The organism is Gilliamella sp. BG7, from assembly GCF_046635565.1.
Lineage (GTDB): Bacteria > Pseudomonadota > Gammaproteobacteria > Enterobacterales > Orbaceae > Gilliamella > Gilliamella apicola_P.
On the sequence record NZ_JBIDFB010000020.1, the window covers coordinates 1 to 16,794 of the forward strand.

The 16,794-nt window shown below is 33.2% G+C and carries 16 protein-coding genes; 14 read left to right on the forward strand and 2 right to left on the reverse strand.

The features are described 5' to 3' along the window. Positions 1–252 precede the first annotated feature (252 nt). The 10 genes from rppH (at position 253) to gltP (ending at position 11,794) form a co-directional block, all read left to right on the forward strand. On the forward strand, positions 253–825 hold the full coding sequence (gene rppH, locus ACGH49_RS10550) for an RNA pyrophosphohydrolase (protein WP_411589327.1): 573 nt from the start codon (positions 253–255) through the stop codon (positions 823–825). Beyond that, a complete protein-coding gene (gene lgt / locus ACGH49_RS10555) occupies positions 822–1,691 on the forward strand; it encodes a prolipoprotein diacylglyceryl transferase (RefSeq protein WP_411589328.1) in 870 nt (289 codons plus the stop codon). The genes rppH and lgt overlap by 4 nt, the downstream gene beginning before the upstream one ends. Continuing rightward, the gene (thyA, locus tag ACGH49_RS10560; protein WP_411589329.1) at positions 1,688–2,482 is read left to right on the forward strand and encodes a thymidylate synthase; all 795 of its coding nucleotides are present in this window, start codon (positions 1,688–1,690) and stop codon (positions 2,480–2,482) included. The genes lgt and thyA overlap by 4 nt, the downstream gene beginning before the upstream one ends. A gap of 234 nt (positions 2,483–2,716) precedes the next feature. After that, positions 2,717–3,667, forward strand: coding sequence for an LpxL/LpxP family Kdo(2)-lipid IV(A) lauroyl/palmitoleoyl acyltransferase (gene lpxL / locus ACGH49_RS10565; protein WP_411589330.1), 951 nt, complete (start codon positions 2,717–2,719; stop codon positions 3,665–3,667). A gap of 50 nt (positions 3,668–3,717) precedes the next feature. Further along, positions 3,718–4,800: a 23S rRNA (cytidine(2498)-2'-O)-methyltransferase RlmM gene (gene rlmM / locus ACGH49_RS10570; RefSeq protein ID WP_411589331.1), complete on the forward strand. Its 1,083-nt coding sequence runs from the start codon at positions 3,718–3,720 to the stop codon at positions 4,798–4,800. Positions 4,801–4,821: 21 nt separating this feature from the next. Beyond that, positions 4,822–6,666, forward strand: coding sequence for a penicillin-binding protein activator (locus ACGH49_RS10575; RefSeq protein WP_411589332.1), 1,845 nt, complete (start codon positions 4,822–4,824; stop codon positions 6,664–6,666). Then, positions 6,632–7,003, forward strand: coding sequence for a YraN family protein (locus ACGH49_RS10580; protein ID WP_065605614.1), 372 nt, complete (start codon positions 6,632–6,634; stop codon positions 7,001–7,003). Before ACGH49_RS10575 ends, ACGH49_RS10580 begins: the two co-directional genes overlap by 35 nt. Before the next feature lie 16 nt (positions 7,004–7,019). Continuing rightward, positions 7,020–7,598: an SIS domain-containing protein gene (locus ACGH49_RS10585; protein ID WP_411589333.1), complete on the forward strand. Its 579-nt coding sequence runs from the start codon at positions 7,020–7,022 to the stop codon at positions 7,596–7,598. Between the two features lie 97 nt (positions 7,599–7,695). After that, positions 7,696–10,395, forward strand: a complete 2,700-nt coding sequence (gyrA, locus tag ACGH49_RS10590) for a DNA topoisomerase (ATP-hydrolyzing) subunit A (protein WP_411589334.1) — start codon at positions 7,696–7,698, stop codon at positions 10,393–10,395. Positions 10,396–10,483: 88 nt separating this feature from the next. Next, on the forward strand, positions 10,484–11,794 hold the full coding sequence (gltP, locus tag ACGH49_RS10595; protein WP_411589338.1) for a glutamate/aspartate:proton symporter GltP: 1,311 nt from the start codon (positions 10,484–10,486) through the stop codon (positions 11,792–11,794). 479 nt (positions 11,795–12,273) lie between these two features. On the opposite strand, the gene rpmG is transcribed toward gltP, so the two are convergent. Both rpmG and rpmB read right to left on the reverse strand, forming a co-directional pair. Then, the gene (gene rpmG / locus ACGH49_RS10600) at positions 12,274–12,441 is read right to left on the reverse strand and encodes a 50S ribosomal protein L33 (RefSeq protein ID WP_025314526.1); all 168 of its coding nucleotides are present in this window, start codon (positions 12,439–12,441) and stop codon (positions 12,274–12,276) included. 15 nt (positions 12,442–12,456) lie between these two features. Next, the gene (rpmB, locus tag ACGH49_RS10605) at positions 12,457–12,693 is read right to left on the reverse strand and encodes a 50S ribosomal protein L28 (protein WP_174798812.1); all 237 of its coding nucleotides are present in this window, start codon (positions 12,691–12,693) and stop codon (positions 12,457–12,459) included. A gap of 478 nt (positions 12,694–13,171) precedes the next feature. Between rpmB and aroE the strand changes: the two genes are divergently transcribed. The 4 genes from aroE (at position 13,172) to ACGH49_RS10625 (ending at position 16,682) form a co-directional block, all read left to right on the forward strand. Next, entirely contained in the window at positions 13,172–14,002 is an 831-nt protein-coding gene (gene aroE, locus ACGH49_RS10610) for a shikimate dehydrogenase (RefSeq protein ID WP_411589335.1), read from the forward strand. Between the two features lie 154 nt (positions 14,003–14,156). Continuing rightward, positions 14,157–14,510, forward strand: coding sequence for a DUF1870 family protein (locus ACGH49_RS10615; protein ID WP_411589336.1), 354 nt, complete (start codon positions 14,157–14,159; stop codon positions 14,508–14,510). 216 nt (positions 14,511–14,726) lie between these two features. Continuing rightward, the gene (aroL, locus tag ACGH49_RS10620; protein WP_065605741.1) at positions 14,727–15,239 is read left to right on the forward strand and encodes a shikimate kinase AroL; all 513 of its coding nucleotides are present in this window, start codon (positions 14,727–14,729) and stop codon (positions 15,237–15,239) included. 243 nt (positions 15,240–15,482) lie between these two features. Then, positions 15,483–16,682 carry an MFS transporter gene (locus ACGH49_RS10625; protein WP_411589337.1) on the forward strand — a complete coding sequence of 400 codons (1,200 nt, stop codon included), beginning with the start codon at positions 15,483–15,485 and terminating at the stop codon, positions 16,680–16,682. Positions 16,683–16,794: the final 112 nt, after the last annotated feature.

Consider the following 16,794-nt stretch of genomic DNA (forward strand, 5'->3'; position numbering starts at 1 on the left):
CATGTGAGAGTAGGGTGCCGCCAGACTTTTAAATATAGAGAGCCCAGCAGCAATGCTGGGCTTTTTTGCTTTTCGGTGTTTTATTCTGATTATTGAAACATAATGTTAATCGATATAGTAATAAATATTCATTTGCGTAAAAAACAATCAATAAAAAAGGGTGTTTGCCATATTACTATTATTTTTTTATTTATTTCTTGCTGTATGTATGAAACAATTCAACTATACAGGGAAAATTTATTGAGGTAGTCAGTGATCGATAATGATGGCTACCGTCCAAATGTAGGAATAGTTATTTGTAACAGGTATGGTCAAGTACTTTGGGCTCGTCGATACGGGCAAAATTCTTGGCAATTTCCTCAGGGCGGAATAAAACAAAACGAAACGTCTGAGCAGGCAATGTTTCGCGAATTAAACGAAGAAGTTGGTTTATTATCAAAAGATGTGAAGATTTTATCCGTTACTAACGGTTGGTTGCGATATAAGTTACCCAAAAGGATGATTAGGTGGGAAAATCAACCAGTGTGTATTGGACAAAAACAAAAGTGGTTTTTATTAGAATTAATATCTGATGCATCGGTAATTAACCTCAATACATCTTCAACTCCTGAATTTGATGATTGGAAATGGGTTAGTTATTGGTATCCTATTCGGCAAGTGATTGCATTTAAGCGAGATGTCTATAGAAAGGCAATGAAGGAGTTTTCTTTACCTGTGTTTGCTATACAGTCTGAAATAGAGACCTCAGTAACTAATACTTCTAAAAAGAAACAATTTAATTTCTTTGCTAATAAACGGAAAAATAAAAAGCGTATTAAAAAATGAATCAATATTTACACTTCCCTAATTTCGATCCAATAGCTATCTCGATTGGTCCTGTATCACTTCATTGGTATGGGGCAATGTATTTATTTGGAGTGCTGGGTGCACTTTATTTGGCTAAGCGTCGCGCAAATAAACCAAATAGCCAATGGACGTTACAACAAGTTGAAAATTTATTGTTTTGGGGGTTTTTAGGTCTTTTTATTGGAGGCCGTTTAGGTTATGTCTTGTTCTATAATTTAGAAGCTTTTATCAAAGATCCTATAATTTTATTTAAAGTCTGGGAAGGCGGTATGTCTTTCCATGGTGGTCTGATTGGTGCTATTTGCGTTATTGTCCTTTTTGCAAAGGGAACAAAGAAAACTTTTATGCAAGTAGGTGACTTTGTTGCTCCTCTTGTCCCTATTGGTTTGATGTTTGGGCGATTTGGTAATTTTATTAATGGAGAACTTTGGGGGAGAGTAACTGATTCATCGATTGGTATGTTATTTCCAACATCTTCACATGCCGATTTTATGTTTGTTCAGTCTCATCTAGAGTGGTTTTCACTTTATTCCCAATTAAACGGTATTTTACCAAGACATCCTTCACAGCTTTATGAAATGCTGTTTGAAGGAATAGTACTGTTTATTATTTTAAATATTTTTATTCGAAAACCAAGACCTACTGGCTCTGTATCTGGGCTATTTTTGTTTTGCTATGGTTTATTTAGATTCGTTATAGAATTTTTTAGACAACCAGATGAGCAGTTAGGCTTATTTTTAAATATTATCAGTATGGGACAAATATTATGTCTACCAATGATTATTGGTGGTTTTTTAATTATTTTATTTGCGTATAGATTTAATAATAAGGCAAAAACACGATGAAACAATATTTAGCGTTAATGCAAAAAATTTTAGATGAAGGTACACCTAAGTCAGACCGAACGGGCACTGGAACGCTATCTATTTTTGGGCATCAAATGCGATTTAATTTACAAGAAGGTTTTCCTCTTGTTACGACTAAAAAGTGTCATTTACGTTCAATTATTCATGAATTGCTTTGGTTTTTGAAGGGAGATACAAATGTTAAGTATCTTCAAGATAATAAGGTAACAATTTGGAATGAATGGGCTGATGGAAATGGTGATTTAGGTCCTGTTTATGGCAAACAATGGCGGGCATGGGGAGCGGCTGATGGGCGTCAAATAGATCAGATTTCACAGTTAATTGATCAAATTAAAAATAATTCTGACTCTAGGCGTATGATTGTTTCTGCTTGGAATGTTGGAGAATTAGATCAAATGGCATTAGCACCATGTCATGCCTTTTTCCAATTTTATGTTGCAAATGGCAAACTTTCTTGTCAACTTTATCAACGTTCTTGTGATGTATTTTTAGGATTGCCATTTAATATAGCCAGCTATTCTTTATTAGTCCACATGATTGCACAGCAATGTGAATTACAAGTAGGTGATTTTGTGTGGACTGGTGGTGATACTCATCTTTATTCTAATCATATGGAACAAGCTCATTTGCAATTAGGCCGTGAACCAAGAGCATTGCCAAAATTAGTTATTAAACGTAAACCTCCAACAATTTTTGATTATAAATTTGAGGATTTTGAAATTGTTGGTTATGAACCGCATCTAGCGATCAAAGCGCCTGTTGCTGTTTGATTTTTTGTTAAAAAGTTTCCGGTAACTATGTATTCCAGCATAAAAAATAGATAATTTTAAGAATAGATCATAGCTAATGGCTTTACTATGATCTACTTTAAATATAAATTGATAACAAATATTGTTACAGAATAATAATATAACGCCTTAGGCTTTGTTTGTTTTTATGCTCCCGAAAAACAAGATATAGTATATAATAACCAACTGTATTATTAATAATAATTTGATCTTAATATGAGTCAAAATCAAGAAATTCGTCCTATTTTTACTAAAAGTTTATTACACCCTCGTTATTGGTTAACGTGGTTTGGTATTGGTATTTTATATTTAATCGTTTTATTACCATATCCAATTATTTTTCGATTGGGAAAAGGGTTAGGATTGCTTTCGATGAAATTAATCCGCAAACGTAAAGAAACGGCTAGGCAAAATCTTAAACTCTGTTTTCCTGAAAAGACACAATCTGAACGTGATCAGATGTTGCGTGAAAATTTTATTTCAACGGGTTTAGCAATTTTTGAAACTGGTATGGCATGGTTCTGGTCTGATAAACGGCTTGCTAAAAAGGTTTCTATTGTTGACGATTTTCATATCACAAAAGTTCAACAATCAGGTCAAGGTGTTTTGCTCATTGGTATTCATTTCCTGACATTAGAATTAGGTGCACGTATCTTAGGAATGAACCATCCCGGCGTAGGAGTGTACCGTCCAAATGATAATCCTGTAATGGATTATATTCAACTTAAAGGTCGACTCAAGTCAAACAAATATATGCTGGATCGTCATAATACTAAGGGAATGATCCGTGCACTAAAAGATGGTGAATTACTTTGGTATGCGCCAGATCATGATTATGGTCCTAAAAATAGTGTATTCGCACCTCTATTTTCAGTAAAAAAAGCGGCAACAACTGTTGGTACGCGTATATTGGTTAAATTAGCTCAACCTACCATTATACCATTTACCCCTAAGCGTGAGAAAAATGGTTGTTATACTGTTTATGTAACATCAGAGCTTGAGGGGTATCCAATTGATGATGATGTACTTGCGGCTACTTTTATGAACAAAGCCATTGAACAAGAAATTTTAAAAGCACCTGAACAATATATGTGGTTACATCGAAGATTTAAAACTCGCCCAAAAGGTGAAGCACCTTTATATACCGATAATGTTCAATCTGATTAATATGAATATTTTTTGTAGCTTCCTTCTGTTGAAAGAGTAAAAATTATATTATGCAAAAACTAAACAAAATTATTCTTTATTGCCGTTGTGGATTTGAAAAAGAGTGTGCTAATGAAATCACTGATAGAGCTGCTCAAAAAGAAGTATATGGCTTTGCTAAAGTTAAAGAAAATAGTGGTTATGTTGTTTTTGAATGCTATCAAGATGATGAAGCACAATTATTAATAAAAAATTTGGATTTCCGAACACTAATTTTTGCACGGCAAATGTTTGTAGCAGGTGACCTATTAGTTGATTTACCTACAGATGATCGTATTTCTCCAATCATTGATGCATTATATGGATGTATTGACAAAGCTGGTGATCTGCGTGTTGAAGTTGCTGATACAAATGAAGGTAAAGCGCTTTCTGGCTTTTGTCGTAAATTTACTGTTCCTCTTCGTCAAGCATTAAGAAGTAAACTTATTTTATTAAAAATTGAAAATCCATCAAGACCCGTTGTCCACTTATTTTTTATCAATAATAGCAGTTGTTATGTTGGTTATTCTCTGAGCCAAAATAATTCGCCTTTTTATATGGGAATTCCTAGGTTAAAATTCCCCTCTGATGCGCCAAGCCGTTCTACATTAAAATTAGAAGAAGCCTTTCATATTTTTATTCCTTATGATGAGTGGGAAGAGCGATTAAAAGGTGGTTTAAACGCTGTTGACTTGGGTGCTTGTCCTGGCGGTTGGACTTATCAATTGGTTAAAAGAAGCATGATGGTTTACGCTATTGATAATGGACCTATAAATGAAAAATTGATGGAAACTGGGCAAGTTAAACATTATCGGGAAGATGGCTTTAAATTTATACCTAAAAAACATAATATTTATTGGTTGGTATGTGATATGGTTGAAAAACCAGCTAAAGTGACAGAGTTAATAACTAAATGGTTAATTAATGGTTGGTGTAGAGAGGCTATTTTTAACCTCAAATTACCAATGAAAAAACGTTATGAAGAAGTAAAACAAAATCTATATTCCTTAAATAACGAATTAAATAATCAAAAAATCAATATACAAATTCAGGCAAAACAGCTTTATCATGATCGAGAGGAAATTACTGTTCATGTACAACGAATTTGGGGATAACAAAATTATAAGAGAATAGGTATGAACTTAAAACGCTACTTTTATACTATATTAATAATGCCATTATTTACGTTTTTGGTATGTTGTACTTTAGAAAAGTCAAAGAAATCTCTTAACTTTGATGATAACCAAAATTCTAATTATTATCTATCACAAGCAGATAATAGTTCCAGCTCAGCTAAAATTAATTGGCAATTATTAGCTATTCGCGCTCTAATAAAAGAAAATAAATTTTCACAAGCAAATACATTATTATCTAATTTACCACAAAATCTTGATGCTGAGCAGCAAAAAGAAAAGTTATTATCAGAAGGTGATATTGCTGTGAAAAAAAGGAAGTCATTTGATCTAACTCAATTAATTATCGGAACTTTGACTAACTCACAGCTATATCGTTATTACACTATTAAATTAGGTTTGGATATAAATGTGAAAGATATTGATGCTCAAGCCCACGATTATATTCAATTAGAAAAATATGTATCAGAAACTGAAAAAAAGCAACTATTAAACAATACATGGAATTTTTTCCGTAAGCTAGATTCAGATAAAATCGGTAAAGTTTTAGTTGACGAAAATGACAATACATTAAAAGGTTGGGTTGATTTGGCTTACGCTTATCAAGAAGCTCGTAAAGCACCTATACCGCAAGACGATACACCAGAAACCATTGATGAAAAATCTGAAAATGAAAAACGGCTATTAAAACAAACTATTAACAATTGGGGTATACAATATTCAGATCATCCAGCAAAAGAGATTATTTCGATATTAATTGGAGAACAAACACTTTCTGTTGATGCGAATGCAAAAAAGATTGCCTTATTGTTACCATTAAATGGCTCCTCACGTATATTTGGTGAAACTATTCGTCAGGGTTATATGGATGGCATAAAGTTTTTTCCACAAGAGCCACAACAGAACGTGATTTTGCTTGATACAACTAGTGCACCTATGGATGCTTTAATCCAGCAAGCACAAGAACAAAATGTTGAGTTGATTGTAGGTCCTTTATTAAAAGATGAAGTAATTAAATTAAAAGAGCTTGATCCAGCTATTCCTGTTTTAACCTTAAATAAAGTTGATAATACCTCTGCTACTACAAATAAAATGTGTTACTTCGCTTTATCTCCCGAAAATGAAGCAAAAGATGCGGCAGATCATATTTATTCCCAACATAAAATAAAACCACTACTGTTAGTACCACAAACAGATTTAGGTAAACGTGTTGCACAAAGTTTTGCCGAACAATGGTCGCAATTGTCAGCAAATAGTTCCCAAGCTTATGTACAATACTTTGGTAATACTAAAACATTAAGAGCTAATATGAACCGTAATGTAGGCATTAGTCTTGCCGGAGATCCTATTTTGATAGACGAAACTTCGTCTGGGGGAATAGTATCTACTGAATATGATGCTATTTATGTTTATTCTTCATATGAGGAATTGACATTGATAAAACCAATGCTTGATATGGGTGCAAATAAAACTATTGGAAATTCGTCTGCAGTTACACTTTATTCAAGTTCAAAAAGTCATGTAGCTAATGCTTCTAATGACTTCAATTATGATATGAATAAAACTGAATATGCAGATATCCCTATGATTATAAATCAAACGGATAAGGTAAATACAAAAATACCTAGTAATATTCAGAAAGATTATTCATTAATGCGTCTGTATGCAATGGGTATTGATGCGTGGAGACTAACAAATCGTTTTAATCAGCTTAATTTTCATCAAATTAATTTTTTAGACGGTATGACAGGTAAACTATCAACAACAGATCAATGTGAAGTGACTCGAGCACTTTCTTGGCAACAATATATTTATGGCGAAGCTAAATCTGATTCAAAAAACGAATAAAAAACAAATTGGTGAGCATTATGAGAATATAGCTCGCCAGTATCTACTTAAGCAAGGGCTTAAATTTCTTGCACATAATAGTCATTTTCGCTTTGGCGAACTTGATTTAATAATGCTTGATAATAAATGTCTTGTTTTTATTGAAGTACGTTATCGAAAAAATGCAAATTTTGGTGACGCTGAAATGACTGTTACATTAAATAAACAAAATAAAATTAAGCAGGCTGCTTTACAATGGATGATGATGCAAAATTTGAATATTGAAGATACAGAGTTTAGATTTGATGTTTTTGCTATTACAGGTAACAGTCAAAAATGGATTATTAATGCATTTTAATTTTTAGGTGAAAAGCGTGCAAGATTTAATTAAAAATTATTTTACTGAAAGTATCCAAACTCAAATCGTGATGGCGGAATCACTTGGCCTTTCTATTGAAAAAGCAGCAAATATTATTGTTGAGAGTTTACTTAATGGTAATAAAATTATGAGTTGTGGTAATGGTCCATCCGCAGCTAATGTACAAAGTTTTACTTCACGTTTAATCACCAGTATTAATATTGAAAGACCAAGTATTCCGGCAATAGCTTTAGTAACGGACAATGTTTTATTAAGTGCCATAGCTAATCACGAGGAAATTTATGCTCGTCAAATTCAAGCATTAGGACAACAAAGTGATGTTTTAATTATAGCAACTTGCCAAGGGAATAGCCGAGCTATCATTCGAGCTGTTCAAGAAGCGGTAATTAAAGATATGAAAATTGTCGCATTAACTGCTTTTGATGGTGGTGAAGTTATTGGCTTATTAGGTCAAAATGATATTGAAATTAGGATTCCGTCTTATAAAAAAGTGATGGCATACGAAATGCACGCTATGGTTCTTAATTGCTTGTTCCAATTAATTGAGAATAGGTTATTTATTCATAGCGAATAAGTTGAAATAAAGACGGTTTAATTCTGCATTAATAGCGATTTTATGCTATAATTATGAACTATTTTGATGACTTAAATTAATAAGAGTACATGGTGTTATGACCGAACTAGCCAAAGAAATAACCCCCGTTAATATAGAAGATGAATTAAAATCTTCTTATCTTGACTATGCAATGTCTGTCATTGTTGGGCGTGCCTTACCTGATGTCCGTGACGGATTAAAGCCTGTTCATCGACGCGTTTTATTTGCTATGCATGAAGCGGGATATGATTGGAATAAGCCTTATAGGAAGTCTGCTCGTGTTGTTGGTGATGTAATTGGTAAATATCATCCACATGGTGATTCAGCTGTTTATGATACAATTGTACGTATGGCTCAACCATTCTCATTACGTTATATGTTGGTTGATGGTCAAGGTAACTTCGGTTCTGTTGATGGCGATTCAGCTGCTGCGATGCGTTATACTGAAATTCGTATGCAAAAGTTTGCGGGAGCATTATTAACTGATTTAGATAAAGAGACTGTTGATTTTTCACCTAATTACGATGGTTCTGAAATGATCCCAGATGTCTTACCGACACGAATTCCTAACTTATTAATTAATGGTGCGTCAGGGATTGCTGTTGGTATGGCGACTAACATTCCTCCTCACAATCTCACTGAAGTTGTCAATGGTTGCTTGGCTTTTATTGAAGACGAAAATATTTCAGTCGATGGTTTAATGGAGTATATCCATGGGCCAGATTTTCCAACAGCAGCATTAATTAATGGTCGAAAAGGTATCGAAAATGCGTATCGCACAGGTCGTGGTATTATCTATATTCGCTCTAAAGCTACCATAGAAGTTGATGATCATAGTGGACGTGAAACCATTATTGTTAATGAGATACCGTATCAGGTTAATAAGAAAAAACTGATCGAAAAAATTGCAGAATTAGTTAAAGATAAAAAAATAGAAGGTATTTCGGCATTACGTGATGAATCAGATAAAGACGGTATGCGCATAGTTATTGAAATCAAACGCGATGCTGTTGGTGAAGTTGTATTAAATAACCTATTCTCTTTGACTCAATTGCAAGTTTCATTTGGTATCAATATGGTGGCTTTACATAAAGGCCAACCAAAACTCCTAAATTTACGCGAAATGATTGAAGCGTTTGTGCTTCATCGACGTGAAGTTGTAACCCGTCGAACCATTTATGAATTACGCAAAGCCCGCGAACGGGCTCATGTATTAGAAGGTTTAGCAATCGCACTTGCCAATATTGATCCTATCATTGAGCTTATTCGTGCTGCTGTAACACCTAGTGAAGCAAAAACTAAATTATTGAGCCAAGATTGGCAACTTGGAAATGTTGCTGCCATGCTAGAAAAAGCAGGTAATGATGCAGCTAGACCAGAAGATTTAGCCCCAGAGTTTGGTATTCATGATGGACATTATTATTTATCAGAAGCACAAGCTCAAGCGATTTTAGATCTCCGCTTACACCGCTTAACCGGCCTTGAACATGAAAAAATTCTTGATGAATACAAAGAATTATTGGTTCAAATTGGTGAGTTATTACATATTTTAGCTAGCTCAGAACGTTTAATGGAAGTGATTCGTGAAGAATTAGAAAGCGTTCGCGACCAATTCCAAGATGCTAGACGAACAGAAATTACAGCGAGCAGTGCAGATATTAATATTGAAGATCTTATTGCTCAAGAAGATGTGGTCGTTACTCTTTCCCATCAGGGTTATGTAAAATATCAACCACTTTCAGATTATGAAGCTCAACGTCGTGGTGGTAAAGGTAAATCTGCCACTAAAATTAAAGAAGAAGACTTTATTGAAAAACTATTAGTTGCCAATACCCATGATACGATTCTTTGCTTCTCAAGCCGTGGTCGATTATATTGGATGAAAGTTTACCAATTGCCTGAAGCTAGCCGTGGTTCTCGAGGTCGTCCAATTATTAATTTGTTACCTCTTGAAGAAAACGAACGAATCACTGCAATATTACCTGTTCGAGAATTTGATGATGAACATTGTGTATTTATGGCTACAGCACAAGGTACAGTTAAGAAAACATCTTTAATTGAATTTAGTCGTCCACGAAGTGGCGGTATTATTGCTATTAATTTACGGGATGATGATGAATTAATCGGTGTCGATTTAACTAGCAATGATCCTTCAGCTATTGTTGATGATGAAGAACTTTATGATGATGCTATTGTTGAAGAGATTGACTCAGAAGATGATAACCTGATTGGTGAAATCTCAACGACTGAAGATATTATGTTATTCTCTGCTAATGGTAAAGTTGTTCGCTTCCCAGCCAATAAAATTCGTTGTATGGGCAGAACGGCCGCAGGTGTACGTGGCATAAAACTTGATAGTGATGATAAAGTGGTTTCGTTAATTGTGCCTAGAGGTAACGGTGCAATTTTAACTGCAACTCAAAATGGATATGGTAAACGCACACAGCAAGAACTATATCCAACCAAATCAAGAGCAACTAAAGGTGTTATTTCTATCAAAGTTAGTGAGCGAAATGGTACTGTTGTTGGCGCAGTTCAAGTTGATGAAACAGATCAAATCATGCTAATCACAGATGCAGGAACGCTTGTTCGTACTCGTGTTTCAGAGGTAAGTATTGTTGGTCGTAACACTCAAGGTGTCATGCTTATTCGAACAGCTGACAACGAAAAAGTTGTGGGATTACAACGAATAGCTGAAACAGAAGATGACGCAAGTGAATTGGAAGCATCGGAAAATAATGAACGGCACGATTCACTTCAAGTGTCCGAGGATTAATTATTTAATAATCTAAAAGGATTAGTTTTGCTAATCCTTTTTTATTTTCAAGAACCGTTAAAAGGAATAGTATTAGATGTCATTTTTAATAAAAAAAATATTAACAAATCTTGCATGGCAAATTTTGATTGCTTTGATTCTAGGAATTGCCGTAGGTGCTTATTTATTTGAACTCTCTGCTACAAGCCACCCTTTGCATTCATATTATCAATTTTCAATAGTAAATATATTTCAACCTGCAGGCGATATCTTTATTCGATTAATTAAAATGATTGTGCTGCCAATTATACTTAGTACTTTAACTTTAGGTATTGCAGGTCTTGGTGGCTCAAAACGGTTAGGGACCTTGGGTTTTAAAACAATTCTCTATTTTGAAATTATTACAACTATTGCTATTTTATTAGGTCTTTCTTGGGGAAATATTTTTTCACCTGGCACGGGAATTGACTCCTCAACACTTGCAACGACAGACATTAGTAAGTATACCAAAGCAGCTGAAGAATTGAGCGGTAAACCTCATGGTTTAATTGTTATGATATTAGATATGATTCCAGCTAATATCTTTAAAGCTATGACAGACGGTTCTGTTTTACCTGTAATTTTCTTTTGTGTCTTTTTTGGTCTAGGTTTAATGTCTTTGCCAGATAAACAACGTGAACCTTTTCTTTTCTTTTTAAAAGTAATTTCAGATACTATGTTTAAAGTAACTAATATGATAATGCGTTATGCACCTATTGGTGTATTTGCACTTATCACGGTAACGATTGCTAAATATGGATTTGAATCTTTACTTCCACTACTTAAATTAATCTTAACCGTCTATTCGGCAATGATTATTTTTACGTTAGTGGTATTAGGGCTGGTTTGTAAAATTTGCAAATTTAATATTTTTACATTATTAAAAATCTTGAAAGAAGAATTAGTGATTGCATTTTCAACCGCAAGTTCTGAAACTGCATTACCTAAAATAATTGAAAAGATGGAAGCTTATGGAGCACCAAAATCGATAACTAGTTTTGTTATTCCTACAGGCTATTCATTTAATCTTGATGGTTCAACACTCTATCAAAGTATTACTGTTATCTTTTTAGCGCAGTTATTCCACATAGATTTAACTATTTTAGACCAAATTATTATTGTCATCACCTTAATGATTGCATCCAAAGGGATTGCAGGTGTACCTGGTGCTTCAATTCTTGTTTTATCGGCAACCCTAGGTAGTGTAGGTATTCCTCTTGAAGGAATTGGCTATATTATGGGGGTTGAACGTATTTTAGATATGGGCAGAACGGTAGTTAATGTGGTTGGTAACGCACTAGCAGCAATTGTTATTGCGCGTTGGGAACATGCTTTTGACGACAAAAAAGCAAGAGCTTATGAACAACAATATTTGAAATGATGAAATAATTATGTGGATTAATTTATCCAAAAAAACTACCTGTTTATCAGGTAGTTTTATGCAAAGTATATCTATTTAATTATTGATAAAAATAAGAAATATTTTGTCATGTCAAACTCAACTCTTTCACCATCGGGACCACTAATCAAAAAGAAATCGACTTCACAATGCTCTCTTTTTTCATAATTAGGTATTTCATTAATTGCATAACCTGATACAGCATTTATCGATTCAAAAATAGAAAACCAAAGCTTAAGTAACTTCTGGAAAACACCTTGAGTTTTTAGAGACTATCTAACTTATGAAGTATAAACAGTTTGTTATTTTCCCATAAGTTAATGTTACTATTTATGACTAATACTAGATGCTTATAATATAAAGATAACAAGATATGTTTTATTGAAAATAGCGATAAGTTTGTCTACAAATCGATAAAAAAAACCCAGTATTTACTGGGTTTTTTTGTATTTGTTAGATAACTATTTAATTTTAGCTTCTTTATAAATAACATGCTGACGAACTACAGGATCGTATTTTTTGATCTCCATTTTTTCAGGCATAGTTCTTTTATTTTTGCTAGTGGTATAAAAATGACCTGTACCAGCAGAAGAAACTAATCTGATTTTTTCGCGTACACCTTTAGCCATGATATGGTTTCCTTATTAGTACTTTTCACCACGGGCACGAAGTTCAGCTAAAACTGCATCAATACCCTTTTTATCGATAGTACGCATACCTTTAGCAGATACACGCAATTTTACAAAACGTTTTTCGCTCTCAACCCAGAAACGGTGAGTTTGAAGGTTTGGTAGAAAACGACGTTTAGTAGCATTCATCGCATGAGAACGATTATTCCCTACTAAAGGACCTTTTCCTGTTACTTGGCATACTCGTGACATGTCAATAATTCTCCGAAATTTCTATGCTTAAGCCTTGGGCGTAATATGTTAATGGAATTGACCTCGTCAGGCTTTTAGTTTACTGCAGTTCTATCTGAGAAGCAGTTTAACCTCTCATACTACACCCATAATAATGAGGTAGCGAAGTATACGCTGTTATGCGCAAATTCTCAAGTATTATCTTACCGATGCATAAAATTAGTTTACAATAGCATAACTCATATAATATTTATTTTATTAGTTAAAACAAAATTCCTAAAACCATTTTGAATCAATCTGATAGATAAAATTTTTGTAAAAAATTTTTTGTAATAGCACTTGCTTTTTTCTTATAACGAACAATTCATTATAAAACAATATACTGTCTTTAACATCATTTTAGAAAAAATGATTTAATTTAATAATAAATATGTTTTAATAAGCTTGATTAAGATTTTTATTTATATCGTGTTAATTTTCCAATTTATAAGGAGATTATATGAACCAGTTCACGCCATATAGTATATATGGCATTATCGGTTATCCTTTAGGGCACAGTATGAGTCCACTTATTCATACTACGTCATTTCAAGATTATGGGATCCCAGCAGTTTTGGTTCCTTTTCCTACTCCGCCAGAAGAGATACCGACACTTTTTAAATCAGTAAGATTACTAAATATCCGTGGATTATGTGTCACTATTCCACATAAACAGACTATCATCCCTTATTTAGATGAAGTGACAGATCATGTAAAAAAAGCAGGTGCTGCAAATTTGGTGTATTGGGATGGGGATAAACTTTGTGGGCATAATACAGATATTATCGGATTCATGGAGCCACTTGAAAATAAAAAACTGCCAGCAGAATTCAAAAAAGTGTTATTACTTGGTGCAGGAGGTGCTGCACGTGCAGCTGTAGTCGGATTACAGGAACTTGGTTATGCTGATATTACAGTAACGGATATTGCTGATGATTTACCTCAGGCATTAGCTAGTGAATTCAACCTTAAAACTGTTTCATGGGAAGACCGTAGCAAAGTTGAAGCTCAAATTGTTATTAATTCAACACCATTAGGTATGGCGGGTAAATTTGAGAATCAAACACCTTATAAACAAACTTGGTTTAAAGGTAAAGGAGTGGCTTACGATATTGTTTATACTCCATATAATACTTGTTTTAGACAAGAAGCAGAAAAAGCTGGCTGGGAATCTATTTCAGGGCGCGAAATGTTTATTGGTCAAGCAAATGCTCAATTTAAAATTTGGACAGGAAAAGATCTTTCTGAACGAGCAAAACAGGTTGTAATTGATGCTTTAACTAAACATTAATTACCAATCAGGCAAACATATCTAGTTAAATTGGAATTAGTCGTATTTTCTACTGTTTATACAATTAGCTGATATTGCCAACTATATTATGTTGGTATAGGTAAAGTTAATATATTAATTGGATAGATCAAGTGCACTATAATAAGGAGCATTTATGACTAACTTAGAATTGCAAGCGTATCGTCGTTTTCTTATGCTAAAAGTATCAGAAGCTAGTGAATATATTGGCAAAACAGATATTAATACATGGCATGAGTGGGAAAACGGTACAAAGCCGATTCCAGAATTTGTCAGAAAAACAATGCAAGAAATAAAAAAAATCCGAAACGAAAAAATAAATATTATTATAAATAGTATTAATGATCGTATTGGTAGTAATACAATCCGCTATTTTATGACATACGAAGAGTTCAAAAAGGTAAATTTAGATCTTGATGTGATTCAATGGCGATTACATCAATCGATTGCAACAGAGCTCTATTTCCGTGGTTTAGAAAAGTTATGTTAATTAACTTTATTAAGATGACTTTTAGGTTTTAAAAGCTTCCTTATAATTATTGTAAACATTTCATTACGGATGATTCTATAGAGGTTTTGTTTAATTATATAAAAAATATATAGTTATATATTTTTTATATAATATGTAAAAAATTTGTTGTAAAAATAAGAGCGAATCACTAGCATGGTTAATATATTCTATAAATCTGAAAAGATAAAACCCGATATGAATAAAACAATTTTTTTAGTTGGTGCACGGGCTGCTGGTAAAACAACGATGGGAAAGATGTTAGCAAATAAGCTATCGTTTTCTTTCATTGATACCGATAGCTATTTATTCGAAACTACCCAAAAAACGGTAGCCGAAATTGTTGAAAAAGAAGGTTGGGAAGGATTTAGAGCAAGAGAGAGCCAGGTGTTGATTGATACAACTAAACCTAATTGTGTCATTGCAACTGGTGGCGGCATGGTATTAGCCGAGCATAACCGGAATTTTATGAAACAAAATGGCACAGTCATCTTTTTATCCGCACCTGCGGCAACACTAGCTGCGCGTTTAATGAAAGATCCTAACATTGCTCAAAGACCGTCACTAACGGGTCTATCTATTTCTGATGAAATGGAAAAGGTATTGGCTGAAAGATTACCTTTATATCATGATGCTGCACACCATGTGATCAATGTTGATCAAGATGAAAGTTTGATTCTTGCAAAAATGTTTGAAATGCTTCGAAACTAATTTAACTTCTTTTAATAAAAAGGCCGCTTAAAAAGTGGTATTTTTATTAACAATAGAAAAAAATAAATTTTTACAATTTAACCAAGATTCTATATAAGTTTAATTTTGAATAAAACTTTATTGTTTTTTAGAACCAAATAAAAGCTAAGTAACAAATTTATACTTACTATCTTTCTGATTAATATTGATACTTGTATATTGAATAGAATTATAATTTTATGTTTTACATATGGAGTATGACAAGTGGATAATCGAAAGGTCAATCCTTATGGAATTGCTGGATCTATATATGCAAATTATATAATACAAAGTATTGCATTAATTGTGATCATGCAATTCTCAAATGATATATCGAAACAACTTAATATTGATCTAATCGGCATTGGTAAAATTGCTTCGGGTATAGGAATTGGAAAAATATTATTAATGTTTGTTGGTGGTGTATTGTCAGATAAATTTGGTCGCAAACTATTTATTTGTCTAGGTATGGCTTGCTATGCTATTTTTTTTCTAGGAATGCCTTTTTGTACTAATATAAATATTGCTTTTTGTTTAGCTATTGCTATTGGGGCTGGAAATTCTTTTTTAGATACTGGTTCAATGCCAGCATTAACAGAATGTTTTCCAAACTCATGTGGTACAGCTAGCGTATTGATCAAGGCTTTCATTTCAATGGGATCTCTTGTTCTTCCATTTATTGTTGTTTTTTGCCATCAATACCAAATATGGTATGGTTGGATTTTTTTTGGTTTTGTTGTTTATTTAATAGTTAATACACTATTTTTACTTCCTAAGCAGTTTCCACATATAGATGCCTCCATTAAAAGTAATGAATGCTCACAAAGTTATTTTATTGGAAAACCTAATTTTGGATTTGAAGGTATTTTATTAATTATTATGGGATTTACAACAACAGCAACATTCGTTATTGTTTTGCAGTGGTTGCCAACTATCGCTATCAGAGCTGTTAATATGAGCGAACCTGATGCTAATCAACTGATTAGTTATTATAGCACTGCCTCAATTATTTCTGTATTTGTTACGGCTTTTGTAGTCAAACATCTATTAAAACCTATCTTTTGCATCATTATTTTACCTGCCTTATCTGCGTTGGTATTAATCATTTTCTATTTTAATGTTTCACCTGCAATGTGTGTTATCGTCGCAATAGGAATGGGATTTACTGCGGCAGGGGGAGTACTTCAATTAACTTTGGTTGTTATGCAACAAATGTTCCCAACACGAAAAGGTCTTGCTGTAGGTTGTATGTATACTTTTAGCGGTCTATCGTTTGTTATCATTCCATTTATAGTACCAAAATTAGCTATGTTCAATGTAAGTTATGCCATATTAATTGACTTTTTTATTGCGATATCAAGTGTAATACTTGGCTCAATTATCTTTTATCGTTTTAAAAAGGTAGTTGATATAACAAAAATATAATTTTATATATTTTAAGAATAATAATGTGATCCTCACCAGAATATTAGACAGTGCCCGCCTCTATCATTTTTTCGTTTTGGTAATATTGTTGTTCATATTGTTCAGGTGATAC